Source organism: Leptospira kobayashii (assembly GCF_003114835.2).
Taxonomy (GTDB): domain Bacteria; phylum Spirochaetota; class Leptospiria; order Leptospirales; family Leptospiraceae; genus Leptospira_A; species Leptospira_A kobayashii.
Map to the genome: position 1 here is coordinate 2,746,897 of NZ_AP025028.1, position 18,196 is coordinate 2,765,092.

Here is an 18,196-nt window from a genome sequence, read left to right on the forward strand (position 1 = left end):
TTTGGATTGTAAAAACACGACAAAATGCAAAATCATATCCGTGGTGGAAAAAAAAGGAAAACCGACAAGAGGAGTTTTGCGCCAAAACAAAGCGGAATTGGAGGCGGAACATGCAAGGTATTTTGCAAACAAAGACTTGGATTTTTTCATAGAACATTATTGGACTGTTAGATGGGACTTGAGTGACAAAGATCCTTACCTTGCAGAGACACTTCCCTATCCGAGCATTCATATCGTATTTGACCGGAGCGGTTCCAAAATCTACGGAATCACTAAAGGTAGATTTTCCTATTTATTGAAAGACAAAGGTTCCGTATTCGGAATCAAGTTTCGTCCGGGAGCATTTTATCCTTTTTTTAAAAAAAATGTCTCCTTATTGACCGATAAGACTTTGGAGATCGATCAAGTTTTTCCTATAAACGTATCCAGGTTGGAAAATGAAATTTTCAAAAAAGAAGATGATGAAGATCGAATTCAGATCGTAGAGTCCTGGTTGAAAAATCATATCCCCGAAAAAGATCCGAACATTTCTTATATCAATTCCATCATAGATAAAATAAAAGAAGATCGTGAGATTCGATCGGTAGACAAAATCGTGAAACTTTTTTCCATCGGAAAAAGAAGTTTGCAAAGATTATTCAAAGAATATGTGGGAGTCAGTCCCAAATGGGTGATTCAAAGATACAGACTTCATGAGGTTGCCGAAAAAATAGAAAAAACGGAGAAGGTGAATTTTGCAGAACTCGCTTTGGATCTTGGTTATTATGATCAGGCCCATTTTATCAAAGACTTTAAAAATACGATTGGACTGAGTCCTGAGGAATATTTAAAAACTATAAAATGAACATTCGATTTGTTTTTATATTTATAACGTTCAATCTTTGTCTTTATTCTTTTCCGAACATAGTAAAAGAAATACCTGTTCCCGAAGGTTTTCAGAGAATTGATTTTCCTAAAAATTCTTTTGCCGATTATTTACAAAACCTTCCTTTAAAAAAAGAAGCCAAAGTGCTGTCTTACCAAAAAAAAGATCTGAGCGATTGGTATGATATGATTGCCGTAATCAACAAACCATTGTTATTTCAGGATGATCTGGAACAATGCGCTGATTTTTCCATGCGGCTTTGGGCGGATTACCACAAAGAATCGGGAAGATTGGACAAATTGTATCTGTTCGATTATCCCGGGAAAAAACGATATTACAAAGATTCGAAAAAGGATTATAATCGCTTTTTAAGAAATGCATTCGCCTCCTCCAATTCCTATTCTTTAAAAAAAGGAGCCATTCCGGTTACAAAAGAAAATTTACAACCGGGAGATTTATTCGTACAAAATGAAACGGGAGGGATCGGCCATGTTTCCATGATTCTGGACGAAGCAAAATACAAAAATCAAAAACTCTATCTTATCGGTTTCAGTTTTATGCCGGCCCAGGAAATGCATATAGAAAGATCACCAACTGACAAGGGTAAGGAGGGATGGTTCAGTTACGAAGGATTCATTCAGCACTTGCGGACCAAATACCCTTATGGAAATCCGGTTTTAAGAAGATTTTAGGATTTTATAGACAATCTTGGAAAGTGTCGGTTTGTTCCTGATGTGTAGAATAAGCTCGGACCAAAATATTTTCATTTGTAGAGAACGGAAGAAGGAATTTATCACACTGAATTGAAATCTTACTTTGAGAGATGAGAGGGAAATCGCAGTAAAAGGTTTGTTTTGTGTTAATATAAACAACCGCTTTATTTCCGGTAGGCAGCCAATAAGTCAGATCTTGGAAAGAATCTCTTCTGGAGGAAATTTTATATATATTGTTTCCATCATTCACTTCGATAAGATATTCATTTGTGACATCTGCCGTTGATTTCGGTGTAATAACGGGAATTCCTTGAATCGGAAAACCGACTAAAACAAGATTCGAATAAAAAAAGGATCCGTCCACGCTCCAATCGAATCGTTTAATGTCCTTATAACTTTCTACGGCAGTTAAGGTTTTGTTTCCGGATAATACTTTAACATCATTTTCCGAATCGACGGCAATTTCACCGGCTTTTAAACTTCTAAAGTTACAGTCTTTAAAACCGGAGGCATTTCTCACTGTCAGAAGATACAGTAAGGAAAGAGAATCCTCTCCATCGTTTTTTTTCATATCGCATTGAAAATGAATCAGAAGGAATAATGCTAAAACTAATTTTCGCATCTTAAACCATTGAGGGAAAGATCATAGATACATTTTTTTCCTATAACCTTTCTCTTCGCTTTCAAGGAATTCACTAGCTCCATTTCTTCCGTATTCAAATTCAGACTGCTAAGACAAGAAGCGGAAACCCCGTCGGTAATCGCAAGATGAACTTGCCATTTATTCATTATTAATCGATATGATTTTACTAATATCAAATCTTTAGATTTGGGTTCGTTTTTATCCCAGGGTAGATTGTCGCAGGAAGAATAGAATGAAATCGCAGTTGCTTTCAAGCCGGTTTCTGAAAAGATATGGTTGGCAAAAAAAGACATGGGTGCCGATGTACCAGAATAAATATTCCGAAGAACGAAAATAGGAGCCTTACACTCGGGATAAGCCAATTCGTGAATATCCAAATTGAAAACAAAATCCAAACGCTGCGTATCTGTTACAATATCATTAAATGTAGAAGAACTGCAATCATCATAAGTATCAACTAAACAGATAGCTCCGTAGAATCGATCACCTTTTACGATCCGAGCATTACAACCATTCCAACCTTTCGGATTACTATGCTCCTCTTTAGCAGGTTCCGATAACAATAATAATGAAGTTATAAAAACCGGATCGGACACATTTGCCTGCAAACATCCGCAAAAATAAACTGCAAACTTTGAAAAGAACAAAACCCTGAATACAAAACTTTTGGTTTTAGAAATTTTTGCTGTAACCAAGTTCAATTTTCGCACCTTTCTGAGGTAAATTCCAAGAAACAGGAATTGATTCGACGGGAACAAATTCTCTTTCCCGAATATTCAGCTGGTTAAAATGCAAGTCCCTATCGTATCGGTAGTAGGCAAAAAAACCAGAGCCTAAAAAAGTAAGAACTGTAGCTACCAAACTCAATTGAAATTTCGTATTTTCTCTTTCAAATAAAGATCTTTTTTGATCGGAATTCAATCCGTAGAAAGAATGACTCAATTGTTCATTGGCACGAACAGCTGACTGATAATAATATCCAGTGATCAAAACCAAAGATATTTTTGCAATTCTAGTCCACATTTCTTCGTCAGGTGATATTTGTAATGCGCCCGACTGATACTTGTTTCCCGAAGAAAACAAATAAAACGATTCAGAAACCGCCTGCCACCTTTCTTTGGAACGAATGGATTCCACGTAGTCTTCACTAACAATCCCTTCCGATTTACTTTTAGAAATAAATCTTCCAAATTGTTCATCTCGGATGAACAATTTATCATCCGAAGCAAAAAAATAATCACCCCGGATCATTTTTTTCCCCTCGTAAAGAATCACTCCCTTTTGATATTCCTTACCACCACCCGGGATATCCGTGGCATTTAGATTTCCAAAAACAAAAATAAATAAAAAAATAAATCGATATTCCACTATTTCCACCTAACGGAAGATTCTTCAACTTCCCACGATTTAACCTTTCCATTGTCCGTTACTTCTTCCAGTCTCCAGAAAATCTTACCTTCAATGTTAATTTTTTCGAATTTTTGAATATTTATATATTTACCTTCCAAAAAATCGGGAGGATGAGGAAGCAAATATACTCTGGAAAGTTTGGCGACTTCCTGTTTTACAGGTTTGGAATATTTTATAATATTTTTTTCGGAAGTGGTCCCAGTCTCGGAACAATCGCCGGAGCCTCTGTTTTCCATGATATTCGATTCGTGCGAATCGCGAGGGAAAAGATGAGTTTTGAAAATAAAAACAAACAAAAACACATTCAACAAAACGGAGAAAGAAAAAAGATATTTCATTTCGAAACGATTTCCTGAATCAAAAATTTACCATCTTCCGAAGGGATGGCCACAGCAAAACTTCCGTTATGAATTCGAGTTATCCTTCCTGAGATCTTTCTCTTTTCGGAACCGTTTTCCATTACCAAACTGATGTTTTGTTCCTTTTGAAAATCAATATCAGGTGGTTTTATAAAAAGCATTCCCAATTCGGAAACATTGATTGATTTGATCAATGCTCCTTCATCCAACCGAAACAAAAACGAAGAAGGGAATCTTTTTTTTCTTCTCCATCCCCGCTTCGTGTCCTCCGAGAAAAAAGGAGATCGAAGATCCTTATAAAGAAGGAGCGGAACAATTCCAAACAAAAGAACAGTTTGAAAAATTATAGAAAGATTTGTATAATTGAAATTTTGAGACGTAGTATATAAATTGTTTGCAAAAAGAAAACAACCGTAAAACAGCAATAAGTAGAAGGACAAAAGCCTCCTTTTGTAAATACCGTAAGCCAGCACCAAAGGAAAAATAAGCAAAAAGATCTTAACAGGGAAAAGCACCTTATAAATTATATTCCAGTTTATCCTATGCAGCCCGTAGGGAGACAAAAGATGTAAGAAATTCGCAATGGGAGAAATTATGCAAAACAGGCAGATGATGATAATTCTTTTGGGCATCTGCTTCCATCTTGCCCATATAGTTCTGAGTTTTTTAAATTTTAAAGACAAGCGGCGAAGTCTCCTTGCAGGGTTAAGTTAAAAAAAGAGGTCTGGTTTGTAGGATTTGTTATCTTGTCCGCTGAAATATTACGGAAACTTTCCTTATAGTTAACTTCATTCAAAGCGTAAAATTTAATATAAAATTTAAGTTTAGTCTGAGTGAACCCAATATACCGATACCGCTCTAATCCAGGACATAATTCCATTAAACATTCATTAGAATTTAAATTTCGATTAACTGACAATACTGAGTTTACCGAATCGAAGCTTCGTTGATTTAAGTCATAAATCAAATTGCTTTGATCATCGAAAATTTGAAACCCTATGTTGTATTGACTTCCTAATGTTTCATAATCCAAAATATATACTTTTAGGTTTCCCGACTTTAAACTAAATTGATAAAAATCCAAATCATTCTTTGGATAAATGTAATTTGCAAAGCTCTTATCTATACATTTTGCCGAACTAAAATCATTATTCGGTTCGTCCAAATTTTGTCGTCTTTCCTTTTCTTGACCTTCGATAATAATCGAACCAAGAATAACTTCTTTCGATACTTTGGTCGTAGGAGGATTGCAGTGTCCATTGACGAAAAATACGAAACTAAAAACGAATATTAGAATTTTTTTAATTTTTAATAAAATATCCAAAATACCCTTTCTCTTTTTGTTAAGATAAGTGATAGCTTGAAACTAACAAATGAAATCTCAGATACGATCAAGGACAAGTCTGAAAATCTCCCTGCAGGAAAACCGGAACAGGATTCTTTAAATTAGTTGGATTGTAAGAAGAATGCATCGAAACCGAGTCAAGTTGTTGGCCTTCAGAATAGACTTCCTGATTCAATGAATAAATTTTGATATAGAATTTAAGTTTGGAAGGACTAAATTCTATATATCTATACTTTTCTAAACCGTTACAAGCTGCTATAGAACATTCACTTTGACTCATGTTGCGGTTAACAAGAATAACCGAATTTGTTCCATCAAAACTTCTTTGGTTCAAATCGTAAACCAAAGCCCCCTGATCATCATAGACTTGCATCCCTAAATTTTTCTGAGTTCCTAATGTTTCATGGCTGGAAATATAAAGTTTCAAAGAACCGGAAGATAAAGTAAAAGTGTAAAAATCAATATCGTCTTTTGGATACACATAACTTTCGAAGCCCTTGGTAACACATTTGGCAGAGCTAAGATCGTTATTTGGTTCATACAAAATTCTATTTCTCTGTTTCGCTTCCTCTACACTGAATAAAAGGACAAGAATCTTTTCTTTACCGTTTCTTTCTTTATCATCCGTTTCACATTTGGCATTTAACAAGAAGACAGAAAAAATCCCCAAGACAATAAATTTATAGATTTTCGATAAGGTATTCAAAATATCCTTTCTCCTTTTGTGATGTTAGATTGGCTTCGGTATTGCCGGATCTTGTGATAAAGCTAGTATTATCTCCAGAATTAGAAAATTGAATCTTACCGTCTTTCTGATAATAGAGATGATTCCAGACTTTGCCATAGGCACCGCCCGGAAGACCAAATCCTGCATACTGGTCTACTTCCATCAAATCACTGTAGCTTGGAATATGAAAATCGCAAGAAAGTTTTCCTTTCCTCACATCATACAAGTGTTTGAAGTGATCGTTGATATGAACCGGATGTTTTTGCACATTTCCCCTTTGGTCGATTTCTATCGGCTCCGGAGTGCAATGGTCTTCATAAATAGGAACTCCCCAATATCCAACAGCCGTCCAACACTCAAGCCCCATCACCTGCGGTTGTTTTCCGATAGGAATCCAATTTCGATTCTGACATCCTTCCGGACTGATTTGGTCTTGAAATTCGGGATAAAAATTTACGTTATTGGCAGCATACTCGGGAACCAGGCTCGTAAAAAAATAATGCTCAATTTCGGGAGAAATATAATTTTCTACCTGAGTATAACTCGTATAACCCATATTTTTATTTTCTTTTCCGATAGGAGCCCAAGTTACACTTGTAGAATTCATAGGAACCGATTCCTCCATAAACTCCTGCAATGTGATCCCGAATTCGGAAGTCCAGGTGATTGGGTTTGTCGAATAAAGATTAGCACCTAAAGAAATCCAGTTTGGAACTTCTTGACTGTCACCACCTTCCTTTTTCCAAGAAGGGGCAATGGCTCCTTGCGGAATTACCTGTTGCATCACGCTGGACAAACTTTTTGATTTATCTATTTCCATAACAGAAGTACGTTCCGTACGATAGGAAGATGTAATCCCCAACGATCTAATATTGGAAGCACTTGCTAGATTTTGATGAATAGTATTTTCCGTTTGATCTAAACAATCAAAATAGGGCCTCAATCGAATATTATAAGAATCAAGTTCAAACCAATAAAGTCCTGGAGTAAGATTAACATCACTTTTTAATCCTGCTGACAGATGATTCAATCCATGCATATTTACCAATTCCAAATAATCAGCTACACTTACTCCTCTCGCATACGCTTGCGCATTTAAGTCTCTCACCTTAGCAGGATAAGGAAGAGTTGCGATGGAATTAATCACCGCACTTCTTCCCATAGCAACCCGATCAAAATCATATACATTATCAGAAAAGTTAACGACATCTAAAAAATTGTCCTGACAGCTATCTTCCAGATCGTAAAGAAAACTAGCAACTGCTGCCACTCTATTACTCGAAAACGTTGAGTGATCGTCGTTAAATAATATAGTCTTATAATATCTTATCAAATTTTGACCACCAAAAATATTATAATCTGTTTCTGGGCCAAGTGCGGTACTCTCACTGAGATGAAAACCGCTCACATAACCAGTATGAATGTTCTCTTCTATATTTTTACATCCTTTGCAATAGTCCATGGCTGCATTGATAATGAACTCAAAATAGTTGGCAACTCCCTCGTGCAAAGCACCAAACTCCCCATTCCTAGGCTCTTGCCCGCTAACAATATCATTCGCATATGCTTGTATTTGTTCCTTGTATTTATTATCTCCAATCAAAGAACAATGCACTATATGAGAATATTCGTGAACTACTGTTAGAAAATTTTCTGTCTTTTGAAGGTATATATCATAATCAAGCAACTCACCCAATAACCCCAGGGAATGAAGAAATACCTGCTGGTGGGATGGATGAAGATTGCGAATTTGCCCACAAGGAGCAAAGGCACCGAATCTTCCACCTGGCTTTGGCCATTCTGCTAAGCTGGCACCACCTTGGAAAATCCTTGCCTTTTTAGTTACAATTCCAAGCTTATGAATCGCTTCTACGTGAGCATACTGAGTCATTGCGGAAGTTAATGCATATACATTCTTTACCTGGATATAATGCGGTATTTCTCTTGGGCTAAAGGCACCATTGCATACACTAACAGGCAAAATACCATTGTTAGTTACAAAGGAATATGAATTGTCCAAAGTAAAACAAACATCGTAACTGATAAAAAGTCCCAATGCTTTATTCATCACGGTTGTATCGAAATAACCGTTCATATATGTGCTTGTTCCTTCTCGCAAAGGAGTAATCCCTGCAAGGGAAGGGCCAAGAAGAGTGATCGGAGTAAAATCCAAAGTCATTTTGCGGTCTTTTCTTTTAAAATTCAGAACTCCCCCATTCCCATCTAAGATTTCGATGATACCTCGCAAGGGTTTGTGATCTGTTAGCCCAAGCCTATCGGTCAACCATTTTGGTGGCTTCAGTCTATCTTGAAGCCACTTCGGTGGGGTAAAAGCATTTCGAATAAAATCCTCAGGTTTGAATTTCATTCTATCTCTAAGGCTTTGAGGAATGTTCAATCGGGCCGGATCAAAATTAATATGGGAAATGACATGAGCTGTTGCCCGAATAACGGCTGCTCTTACCACATTCCAAACATTGGCAAAAATACGAGTCAGCCCGTTAGCCAGAATACCGAAAATTGCAAATTGGTAATTTGACTGTAAAGAATGGAATCTTTCCAATTTGGCATGAGAATCAGGATCTCTTTTTTTCAATTCATTCGCATCCATATTGAGTTGGTCTGTATATCGATCCAGCTCTGTAGGGCTAAGGCTTAGATTGAAATTTATCATGGCCAATTCATCATATTCCAATTTTCTAATATTCTGTACTGCCTGAAAAATTCCGTTTTGAATTAGAAAATTATAATGATATCCCGACATAATTACATAGAAGAAAGCGCCTTCCTTGTATTCGGAAAAGTCAGTGTAACCGACCATATCCGATGCCGCAGGATTGTAATTCAAAGATGGTTCTTTAAAATAAGGGAATGGAGAGTATGGTATCATCAATTCTTTCAGATACTGAAGCTCGATGGAACTGGAAATAAAAATCCTGGCATGATAGACTCCCGGTTCGGCTGGATCTTGTTTGATGATTTCTTTGCTTAAATTATCCTGGTGGACCTGATCTCTCAATTGTAAGGTTTCGGCTGGAGACAGAGGCATAGGGATCGGCCTGGATGCATCCACTTGAACTGCGTCCGATTGTTTCAGGTTTTCAATTTTCATTTCACTTCTAGTTTCATCTTCCTCAGGAGGAGTAAACAAAAGCCAATTGATCAAATACCCCTTCGCCAACGGATTCGAAGTTGTCCAAACGTCTTCTTCCACTCCTTCCCTGTTAGAATTTTGATTGGCAACTTCTGCCGGAGGAGCAGGGAAAATCATATCGCCATATTCCCAAGGCATTAACAACGCCAAAGAAGGATCGGGTTTGGATTGTGCTATACAGGAGAACAGCAAAAGAAAAATAAAAAATGCAATGCCTTTGATAATTTTGAAGTATTCAAACTTAATTGTATTCGATTTCGTATTCAGAAAAGTACCCTACCATTGAACAGTAACGGGTTTCAGGCATCATGTTAATTAGCGACAGTTCTTCCTTTCTGGAAATCTTGGTGATCAATACCAAGGCATGGTTTTTTACGATCCTAACCTTCGGTGGATTCGGAATCCTTTCACTCATCCAAATCATCCCGAAGATTCTGACCATGGGATTATTTTCCCGTTACCACTATTCCGCAGAAATCTTGGCAATCCTAACCGGAATCACAGGCATTCCTTTAGGAGTAAAATCCATATTCCTCGGAGAAAAAAACAGAATCTATCTTAAACTCTTCATTTTAATGGAAAGCATATCCTACACCTTACTGGTCTTAGCAGCCTGGCTGGAAACTCACCACTAATCTATATTTATTCTAATACAAAAACACCGCAAAACGCGTAATATCTGATAGATACTTTTCCGGGTTGAACTTTCAACCAATTTAATGAGATTTATTTAAAAAAAGTTAGTATTTTGAATGAGAAAATTTTTATTTTTATTGCAATAAAAATAAATTCGAATATTTTAAATTCGTTTTTACATTACTTCTACAGCGAGTTTCCTTCCTCTCTTTACATGAGGAACTTCTTCATCCAACCAATATGCTCTATCTTTTTCCACTACCAAAATCTCTTCGAACTTAAACCCTGTTTTTCCCCTACCCAAATGAGGTTCAACCGCCCAAAGACCGGTTTTGTCTCCTTCATGATCCGGAGTCAAAAGTTCAGGCAAAACCTTATGCGTGAGAAATTCAAAAGATCCTTGCAGACTGAACCAACTGGCAAAACTAACAGGCAATAACGGAAACGGGACTTTAGGTAGATGCACTTTATACACACGATGACCTAACACAGCAAAGGGGTATAAGGAATGCACATTATCGAAACCGTTTTCTTTGGCCTCCCGATCTATCTTCCACCAAATCTCAGAAGCACTCAAAGATGATGCGAAATACTCGGGAATCTGTTTCCTAAGTTTCAAAAGATATTCCATCCCGAAATCCAATTCAGGATTTCTCTTCAAAGAGGAGGAATAACCTATATCTCCGATATATCCGTCAACTACGGGAGATACATCTAAGATAAAGGATTCGTCTTCGGTTAATCTTTTTTTGCCGGGATGAAACTGAGTGAATCGTTTGTATCCGTCAAACCTGGCATGTTCGCCGAACCAGGCAAAGGGGCGATGTAGGAACACCTTCACTCCATGATCCCTTAAGAACATATCCATACGTTTGGCGGTCTGGTATTCCGTCCATCCTTCCCGCATTTCCTTTTCAATCTCGGTAACACATCGGTAAGCAAGTCTCTGTGCTTTTAGAAAACCAGCTTTCTCTTCTTCACTGGGAGTCTTGATTGATTCGGAACTGTATCTTGAAATCTTTGAAGAGAGTTTGGATAAGAATCCTCTTTGTGTTTGTATTGGCATAAATTCTTCCCTAGGTTTGAATAGAGAAAGAATAGCAGTATCGAAGTTCTTTAGATTGAATGAATCCGGTATTTTTAAAAAATTTCAAAAAAAAAGTATCAATCTGATTCGCAAAACCTAACTTCAATTGATTTGATACGACCGAAAAAAACGGATGGCGTGAATCCGAAATTTTCCTTAAATGTGCGGGAAAAATGGGCAGAGTCGGAAAACCCGCTGGCATGAGCAACTTCTGTTAAATTAGCTCCTTCCTTTAGATGTTTCACTGCATTTAAGATCCTGACCCATAATAGATACCGTCTGAGTGGGATTCCCAAATTTTCTTTGAAGAGACGGATCAATCTATCCTCCGAAATGGAAAAATCTTTTCCTATCTCTTTCATGCGAATGCTATCGGGAAGTTCCGTTCTGATTTTATGTGCGATCTTTCGGATTCTTTGGTCTATGTTTTTTTCCAAGTTTTGAAAAGGGCGTACGCATTGCAGTAATTCCAAATGCAATTCCCAAGCTTCACTATCGCTCAAGTTTCCATAATACAAATCCCATAATCTTTCCATCAAAGGAAGAAAGTTTGAAACTTCCAAACGTTTCACTTCCCCCATTTTTGCAAAATCGGAGATCGATCCGTATTCATATGTTTCCGGATCAATCAACAATGAAATCATTCTTACACCGGGAGAAACGGTTCGATGATAGGTATTCGGACCGACCAAGGCAACACGGTATTCTTCTTTCCCTTTTTTCGTTTCGATACTGATATTTTTGTCCAAAGAAATTGCTAAGGTAGCGGCATAATGTTCGTGAAAATCGGTTTGCATCGCGTTTGTCGCGTAGATCACACGGCTATTCCAAAGATAAAGGATGTCCTTATGAGGTAAAAAATTCTTTGAATCCAATTATGCTTCCATTGTTTCGGCGAGAAAAAATCCTTTCGGTTCCGAAACAATGATTCTGGGATGGAAAGCGGCTTTATCAACAAAAAAAGAGGGAAAGACGGGAACAAATCATCCGTTATCATTCACGATAATTTGTATCTTACCATCAGTCATATGTTGACTGTAATAAGCGTAGGCTTCCGCAGCTTGTGTCAAATCGAATAGACGTTGGATCTTTGGTTTGAACATTCCATTCACGTTACCGATCACTTCCCTGGACAACCGGAATCAGGAAAGAAGAGAAAGGGAATTAACGTAATATCCGAATTCACCAAACCCCTGTTAACTTTTACAAGAACTTGACCGGGACCAGGCTTAGGAACATCTATTTCGGTGAGTTTTATATATTTTTTGATTTCGTCCGGATTGGAAATTGCGTCTTCCGGCAATGGACCTAGTTGGTGTAGTGCTTTCATTTTGATGGGAACATTGTATTTCATCGGTTCATTCTCAAAAAATTCACTTTTTCTCTGCAAACACGAGCAAGTTACCATCAATATCTTTGAGTAACGCTGTTTGATTTCCGTTTTGACTGATAAGAATTCCTCCCTCTTGCACAACCTTATTCACCGCTGCATTCAAATCTCGAACCAGAAAACCCGTTGCAACCCTTCCCTTCTCAGACTTGTTAAGCGGTCCCTTGGAAGAAAATTGATTGTAAGTGAAAACTTCGAAAGTAGGACCGCCCTCACTATAACCTGGTAACGTGACATGTCTACCACGCACTTTAGCTCCACTTACACCAGTTAGTCTCTCTATAAAATCCCCTTTATAATCCCGCTCAAATCCGGTCGCAGACGTGCTTAGTATTTTGGTATAAAAAACAACCGTTTTGCTCCAATCCGCCGAATTTATGTTAACGTGTAAAAAACGAATCATGTCTGTTTCCGGTGGAGATAACTTGAAGTTGGTGCGTATGAGAGAATTCAAACTACGGTAAATCGTTTTCGGAGTCAAAGGAGTTGGAAACGGCAGATGTATCTCGAATACATTCCCGTCTGGGTCGGTTGCATACGCTGCAGGAACTTTTTCCAAATCTTCAAAGGTGCTGAGTATTTTCCCCCCATTCTTTAAGATTTGTTTGATGAGACCGGGGATATTATCACTTTCAAAACAAATATGCGCATAACCCAAATCATTTGCCAAAGGCGGCTTTGCATCCGATTTATCTATCTTTCCAATCGTAATGAGTGGTCCTCCTTCCCTGTATCCAGGTGTTTTCAGAGATATGAAATCTTTTTCCGAACCTACCAGATTCCATTCGTATCCTGATTTTATTTTTTCGGCTCCGAAAACATTCCGATAGAAATCGGAAAGACGCTCAGGATCGGGGCTGTTTATGATCACCGTTGCATAAGAAAAATCGGAATTCTCTATCGCATGATAATCACTTTGTGAAGCGGTAATTCCCCACCAAACAGAGACAATAGCGACTAAAATAATTATTATAATTGAAAACTTTTTCATTTTGATCCGGCTCCTGTATTTGCTACATTCGATTTTGAAATAACCGAGTCAATCGGCAAGTAATGAATACCGGTGTTGTCTTTATAAAAACTCGGCAAAAACAATTTGTTCCCTCCCGGGACGACCACGGATATATCGAGAACTTTGGAACCGTTATGATGACTAAATGCGATCACTTTACTCGCATCAGGTGACAAAGCGAAAAATCCTGTACCCTTGGATTTAGGTAGCCATTTTGCAGGAATACGAAGAATTGCCGGTTTGATCCAGGGATTTGCATGCATCCAAGTCATTAGTCCCGTGCGATCCTTAATCAATGCAACCCATATTCGCCCCGATGAATCTCTATCCAATCCATCCGGCAAACCGGGAAGATTGTCCCAAAGTACATCGTAACTTCCCGAAGTCGGACCGGAAAGATGCGCGCGACCAATCCGAAAATTAACAGTCTCGCTGATAAGCAAACTAACTTCTGTTCCTTGCTTATCGTATTCGATCAGGATTCCGTCTGCGAAAATGATATTTTCAACAACAAGACCGATACTTTTGGAAATGGTATCATAACGCCAGACTCTGCCGTTTCGGGCCAATGTAATTCCCTCGGCAAATGCTCCGAGACCGGAAGAAGCTTTGGGATTACTGAACGGTTCGGTGATATATACATGACGTCCGTCTTTAGAAACCGCCAGATCGTTACAGAACTGAAGTTGGCGACTGCCGTCTCCCGTTAGATCCGTTACTTTTGTTTCTTTGAACGGCTCGGGGTATACGATTACCCGATCATTGCCTACTGAATTAGGAATTTCCAGACCATCTTCACGCATAATTCCAGTTAGCGGAACACGAGTTACCACTTCTGAAAATTTTTTGGTGCCAAGGTCCAGACTGTACAATCCGGGACCTTTCTCATAACTGTTATAATCGAGACGAGCCATACAAAAATAAACCTGATCGTCTTTGCCGGGAACAATATGCGCCCCTGTAGGTGAAACAGGTGACTTCGCCAATTTTTCGGCCTTCTCCGTTTTTAAATCAACGAGCCAAATCCATTCATCTCTAGCACTAACAAGTATTTTGTCGGAACCCTTCAGCGGTAAAATTTCATCATGGCCCGGTATTTCGCGAACAAGGCTGATGACGTCCGAAGAAATAACATCTCCTATATCCGCTTTCGTCAATTCCTCGGGAATTTTTTCCATGAAACGCGGACCCGTCGGCTCGTAATAAGAAGGAGGTGCCGATGTTACCCAGATCGTTAAACCGGAGAGGCAAATTACCGTTAATATAATGCTCGTTTTTTTCATTCTCTTTATCCTAATTTTTTTAAATCAATTCGGTTCATTTCATCAATTCGTCTTTCCGGTTTTGGTTTCGGTAATCGATAGATCGATTACACCCATGCAGAATCATGATATCGGCAAAGTTCAAGCCGGTTGCCTTGACTGGAATTCGTACTTCCCCCAAAGCAGGGAAAAGATCCGATCCCTCTTCGGTCTTGGGAACTTCCGGTCCCCCTTTTTTCATGGTCAATATTTTTCTCATTAATACCTGTCTACCGTTTGAATCAGTAAGTTTCGAAACACCCGAACTATAGAGTAACATGAATTGCATATCCTTTGCTTGAACGAATCCGGTATCCTTAGGATAATCTGTAAATTTTAGCAGGAAAATATCATTTTAGATTGTCTCTATATATCAAGTATATAGGGTTCATCGAAATGGATTTAAATTGGTTGGCTTGGTCTTATCATTCTGTCGGAGTTTTTGCAGCAAATCTAATCTGTGCGATACTCGCTATTTTTCTATTAAGCAAAAAAAATAAAACACCTACGACTTGGTGGCTTGCAGCGATGTTCTTAGGTTATAACTTTATGCTATTCGGGTATGTCCTGGCATATTCCGTAAATGCGAGCTGGGGCGCATACCATCGGTTTTTTACCAGCTGCGCTATGTTCGGAAATGCGGGAATGATCGGATTCGTCTATACGTTTCCAAGACTTGATCAACCGAAAGAAGCTAAAATTGCGATACCTCTCTCATTGACAATACTTTTGATTGCCTTTACCGATCTTGTCTATACCGGAGCCCGGCTGGACATCATCTACAATTTCACAGCACATTTTTATACTTTCGATTACGGTGCACAGCACGCAGTCGTATTGCTTTTGACTCAAATATTTCCCCTAACCATACTCATCCGCAAAACAATCCGATATTCTACTTACGGCGGATTTTTTTCAAAATGGCTTTCCAAACCGAAATCTCTTTCGGAATATCCGATGTTTCTTTTCTCCAGGTTTTGTGTCGGCTGGATCAAGTTCATAAATCCGAAAGGAGAAGATGCGAAAGCTTGCAAAAGTTTTGCAAAAGCGATCATCATCTTTCTATTCATCGCTGTCCTAAACGTATTGAATAAATCCGGCCTTGTTACATACGATTTATATGCATTCGGGTTTGCAAATATAACACTCATTATCTGCTTTTACTTTGTAATCACTTACCTCAACAATTCTCCCGAACCTACTACGTTTATGGTGAAATTGGTCGGAGTGAGTCTCGTAACAGTTCTTCTTGTCCTTGGGTTTGTGGGCAATATCACACTTTCTCTCAGCGAAGAAGAATATGATACTCAGAAGCGGGCGGAAATTTTAGGTTCCAAACCTTTTATATTGAACAAACAGTATGATCAAATCGCCGAAGACATCGAATACATCATTCGCAAGCCGGTAGATGCGGATCCATTTAACGAAAACTTAAAAATCGAATTCAATCGTCATCCGGATCAACTGAACATTGATAAAGTATTATCGGAACAAAAAAAAGTCAGAAATTTCACTCTCAAGGAATTACTGACTGAGATTTTGAAAAAGAACGGTCGCAATCTAAAAAAAGATATCCCCACTCCCGAGGAAGAAGACGAAGCTTTGTCTCGCTTCAGCAAAACTAGGGCCTATAAGAACCTGAATAGTTCTTCGCAGATCAATTTAAACCGCCTTTACAGAACAGCTGACAAACGTTATACACATTTCGACCTTATAACGAAAAACGCAAAATACGAAGTTGGATTTTCATACGATGAATATCGGAAACACACGCATAAAAATACCGTTAAACTGATATACATCATATTCTCAACCTCACTCCTCATTCTGATTATTTTCCCGAGATTTTTTCATTCCAGTCTTGTCAAACCTCTGAACGACCTGCTTTCCGGTGTCACCAAAGTGAACGAAGGCAATCTGGATATTCAAGTTCCTATCAAAGTTCAGGATGAAATCGGCTACCTTGCCGGGTCTTTCAATTCGATGGTAAGCTCCATAAAAGAAGCAAGAAAAGATTTGGAAGACTATGCAGTCAATCTCGAAGAAAAGGTGAAAGACAGAACCAAAGAAGTCCAGGAAAAAATGGACGAAGTCCAAAAGTTGAAAATTCAGCAGGACGGTGATTACTTTCTTACCTCCCTACTCGCCAAACCTTTATTTTTCAATGCCAATAAATCGAAGTTAGTTCCTACCGAATTCGTGATTCATCAAAAAAAGAAATTCGAATTCAAAAGCAAAACCGCAGATTTGGGTGGAGATATCTGTATCACAGGAACGTTAAAATTCGGAAAACCGGACGATTACAAAACCTACATCATGGCCTTAAACGGAGATGCAATGGGGAAATCCATGCAAGGAGCCGGCGGAGCATTGGTAATGGGTGTTGTATTCAATGCAATCATGTCCCGCTCCGCATCCAATAAAAAAGTTTTGGACATGAAGCCGGAAGAATGGCTCACAGATATTTATAACGAAGTAAATTCAGTATTCAAATCGTTTAACGGAACTATGGTGATTTCCGCGACTGTTTTGCTCATCGAAGAAAAATCGGGAGAGATGTTGTATTTCAATGCGGAACACCCAGCCAGCATTCTCTACCGGGACGGAAAGGCGAGTTTCATAGAACAAGAGTTACTTTTAAGAAAATTAGGCCAGGAATCCGAATTCAGTTTCCAAGTGTATAGATATCAGTTGGAACCCGGAGATATAATCATTCTCGGTTCCGACGGGCGCGACGATATAGACCTAACGCCGAATTCGGGAACAAGAACGATCAATGAAGATGAATTTGCAATTCTCAGAATTATCGAAAAAACAAAGGGAAATATTTTCGAAATCGAAGGAGCATTGAAAGAGATCGGAGACATCACGGATGACTTGTCTTTTCTACGAATTGATTTTCAAGGCCAGGAGACCCGGGAAGAAATTCAAAACATTCAAGAACAACCTGTCTCTTCCAAATTCGAAGAACAGGAACTCGAAATCAGAGAGGATGAAGACGCACTTCTGGACATTACCGAAGTATATCGAAGAAGCAAACAATTGTACCGCGAAGGACAGGTGAATGAAGCTCTCACAGTTCTGACAAAAGCTCATTCCGTTGAACCGAATAATCAAAAGTTGAACAAATTGTTCGGACTTATGAGTTTCAAAGGAAAGGATTATGCAACTGCTGTGGAAGTAATCAATCATTACTTGCAAATGGATCCGGATACGGAAGAGATGTGGTATTATTTATCTTTGTCTCAAAAGAAGATGGGAAGGTATTTATCCTCTCTGGAAGCATCCAAACGAGTTTACCAATTGCATCCGGAGAATATAAACAACCTGGTCAACTTATCCGACCTAAATCGCCTAACTGGAAATTACGAGGAGGCAAAGGTTCTTTCGGAGAAAGCATTGGAACTCGATCCGGAAAATCAGAACGCCAGAAAAATACTTAAATATTTGGAAAAAATTTAATCCCGATATTTTCCTGCTAAGAATAAAATGCAAAATTCTTAGCAGGATAGTATAACAAAACGTTAACGAATATATGGCGCCGTGTCCGGTTT

Annotated in this window: 17 protein-coding genes; 4 read left to right on the top strand and 13 right to left on the bottom strand. The window is 38.5% G+C overall.

The genetic code is table 11. The annotated features are described in order from the left end of the window. The first annotated feature begins 1 nt into the window (after position 1). Both DI077_RS12380 and DI077_RS12385 read left to right on the top strand, forming a co-directional pair. On the top strand, positions 2 to 844 hold the full coding sequence (locus DI077_RS12380; protein ID WP_242935187.1) for a helix-turn-helix domain-containing protein: 843 nt from the start codon (positions 2 to 4) through the stop codon (positions 842 to 844). Beyond that, complete coding sequence (locus DI077_RS12385; protein ID WP_109019090.1) at positions 841 to 1,557, top strand: DUF4846 domain-containing protein; 717 nt, start codon at positions 841 to 843, stop codon at positions 1,555 to 1,557. The genes DI077_RS12380 and DI077_RS12385 overlap by 4 nt, the downstream gene beginning before the upstream one ends. 4 nt (positions 1,558 to 1,561) lie before the next feature. Here the strand turns inward: DI077_RS12385 and DI077_RS12390 are convergent, their stop codons facing one another. From DI077_RS12390 to DI077_RS12425, 8 genes are all read right to left on the bottom strand, one after another. Next, positions 1,562 to 2,149 carry a hypothetical protein gene (locus tag DI077_RS12390; protein WP_135354842.1) on the bottom strand — a complete coding sequence of 196 codons (588 nt, stop codon included), beginning with the start codon at positions 2,147 to 2,149 and terminating at the stop codon, positions 1,562 to 1,564. A 38-nt stretch (positions 2,150 to 2,187) separates the two neighbouring features. Further along, positions 2,188 to 2,916 carry a hypothetical protein gene (locus DI077_RS12395; protein ID WP_109019088.1) on the bottom strand — a complete coding sequence of 243 codons (729 nt, stop codon included), beginning with the start codon at positions 2,914 to 2,916 and terminating at the stop codon, positions 2,188 to 2,190. After that, positions 2,894 to 3,589: a hypothetical protein gene (locus DI077_RS12400; RefSeq protein WP_135354841.1), complete on the bottom strand. Its 696-nt coding sequence runs from the start codon at positions 3,587 to 3,589 to the stop codon at positions 2,894 to 2,896. The genes DI077_RS12395 and DI077_RS12400 overlap by 23 nt, the downstream gene beginning before the upstream one ends. After that, on the bottom strand, positions 3,589 to 3,969 hold the full coding sequence (locus tag DI077_RS12405; RefSeq protein WP_109019086.1) for a hypothetical protein: 381 nt from the start codon (positions 3,967 to 3,969) through the stop codon (positions 3,589 to 3,591). The genes DI077_RS12400 and DI077_RS12405 overlap by 1 nt, the downstream gene beginning before the upstream one ends. Beyond that, complete coding sequence (locus DI077_RS12410) at positions 3,966 to 4,208, bottom strand: hypothetical protein (RefSeq protein WP_242935188.1); 243 nt, start codon at positions 4,206 to 4,208, stop codon at positions 3,966 to 3,968. The genes DI077_RS12405 and DI077_RS12410 overlap by 4 nt, the downstream gene beginning before the upstream one ends. A gap of 455 nt (positions 4,209 to 4,663) precedes the next feature. Then, positions 4,664 to 5,314, bottom strand: coding sequence for a hypothetical protein (locus tag DI077_RS12415; protein ID WP_109019084.1), 651 nt, complete (start codon positions 5,312 to 5,314; stop codon positions 4,664 to 4,666). A gap of 67 nt (positions 5,315 to 5,381) precedes the next feature. Then, positions 5,382 to 5,984, bottom strand: coding sequence for a hypothetical protein (locus tag DI077_RS12420; RefSeq protein WP_135354839.1), 603 nt, complete (start codon positions 5,982 to 5,984; stop codon positions 5,382 to 5,384). A 31-nt stretch (positions 5,985 to 6,015) separates the two neighbouring features. Beyond that, entirely contained in the window at positions 6,016 to 9,333 is a 3,318-nt protein-coding gene (locus DI077_RS12425; protein WP_109019082.1) for a hypothetical protein, read from the bottom strand. A gap of 191 nt (positions 9,334 to 9,524) precedes the next feature. Here DI077_RS12425 and DI077_RS12430 point away from each other — a divergent pair, with 191 nt between their 5' ends. Next, on the top strand, positions 9,525 to 9,851 hold the full coding sequence (locus DI077_RS12430; protein ID WP_109019080.1) for a hypothetical protein: 327 nt from the start codon (positions 9,525 to 9,527) through the stop codon (positions 9,849 to 9,851). A 176-nt stretch (positions 9,852 to 10,027) separates the two neighbouring features. Here DI077_RS12430 and DI077_RS12435 read toward each other — a convergent pair whose 3' ends face one another. From DI077_RS12435 to DI077_RS12455, 5 genes are all read right to left on the bottom strand, one after another. Continuing rightward, complete coding sequence (locus DI077_RS12435; RefSeq protein WP_109019079.1) at positions 10,028 to 10,918, bottom strand: M24 family metallopeptidase; 891 nt, start codon at positions 10,916 to 10,918, stop codon at positions 10,028 to 10,030. A gap of 98 nt (positions 10,919 to 11,016) precedes the next feature. Further along, positions 11,017 to 11,754 carry a helix-turn-helix transcriptional regulator gene (locus DI077_RS12440; protein ID WP_109019556.1) on the bottom strand — a complete coding sequence of 246 codons (738 nt, stop codon included), beginning with the start codon at positions 11,752 to 11,754 and terminating at the stop codon, positions 11,017 to 11,019. A 305-nt stretch (positions 11,755 to 12,059) separates the two neighbouring features. Next, positions 12,060 to 12,293 carry a hypothetical protein gene (locus DI077_RS12445; protein ID WP_242935189.1) on the bottom strand — a complete coding sequence of 78 codons (234 nt, stop codon included), beginning with the start codon at positions 12,291 to 12,293 and terminating at the stop codon, positions 12,060 to 12,062. A gap of 19 nt (positions 12,294 to 12,312) precedes the next feature. After that, positions 12,313 to 13,320: a VOC family protein gene (locus DI077_RS12450; RefSeq protein ID WP_109019078.1), complete on the bottom strand. Its 1,008-nt coding sequence runs from the start codon at positions 13,318 to 13,320 to the stop codon at positions 12,313 to 12,315. Beyond that, on the bottom strand, positions 13,317 to 14,624 hold the full coding sequence (locus DI077_RS12455) for an SMP-30/gluconolactonase/LRE family protein (RefSeq protein WP_109019077.1): 1,308 nt from the start codon (positions 14,622 to 14,624) through the stop codon (positions 13,317 to 13,319). Before DI077_RS12455 ends, DI077_RS12450 begins: the two co-directional genes overlap by 4 nt. 414 nt (positions 14,625 to 15,038) lie before the next feature. Between DI077_RS12455 and DI077_RS12460 the strand changes: the two genes are divergently transcribed. Further along, the gene (locus DI077_RS12460; protein WP_135354836.1) at positions 15,039 to 18,104 is read left to right on the top strand and encodes a SpoIIE family protein phosphatase; all 3,066 of its coding nucleotides are present in this window, start codon (positions 15,039 to 15,041) and stop codon (positions 18,102 to 18,104) included. Positions 18,105 to 18,196: the final 92 nt, after the last annotated feature.

Coding starts and splice junctions, on each gene's coding strand:
- DI077_RS12385 (WP_109019090.1), top strand. CDS start 841: ATGAACATTCGATTTGTTTTTATATTTATAACGTTCAATCTTTGTCTT.
- DI077_RS12390 (WP_135354842.1), bottom strand. CDS start 2,149: ATGAAAAAAAACGATGGAGAGGATTCTCTTTCCTTACTGTATCTTCTG.
- DI077_RS12405 (WP_109019086.1), bottom strand. CDS start 3,969: ATGAAATATCTTTTTTCTTTCTCCGTTTTGTTGAATGTGTTTTTGTTT.
- DI077_RS12425 (WP_109019082.1), bottom strand. CDS start 9,333: ATGATTTTCCCTGCTCCTCCGGCAGAAGTTGCCAATCAAAATTCTAAC.
- DI077_RS12430 (WP_109019080.1), top strand. CDS start 9,525: ATGTTAATTAGCGACAGTTCTTCCTTTCTGGAAATCTTGGTGATCAAT.
- DI077_RS12435 (WP_109019079.1), bottom strand. CDS start 10,918: ATGCCAATACAAACACAAAGAGGATTCTTATCCAAACTCTCTTCAAAG.
- DI077_RS12445 (WP_242935189.1), bottom strand. CDS start 12,293: ATGAAATACAATGTTCCCATCAAAATGAAAGCACTACACCAACTAGGT.
- DI077_RS12450 (WP_109019078.1), bottom strand. CDS start 13,320: ATGAAAAAGTTTTCAATTATAATAATTATTTTAGTCGCTATTGTCTCT.
- DI077_RS12455 (WP_109019077.1), bottom strand. CDS start 14,624: ATGAAAAAAACGAGCATTATATTAACGGTAATTTGCCTCTCCGGTTTA.
- DI077_RS12460 (WP_135354836.1), top strand. CDS start 15,039: ATGGATTTAAATTGGTTGGCTTGGTCTTATCATTCTGTCGGAGTTTTT.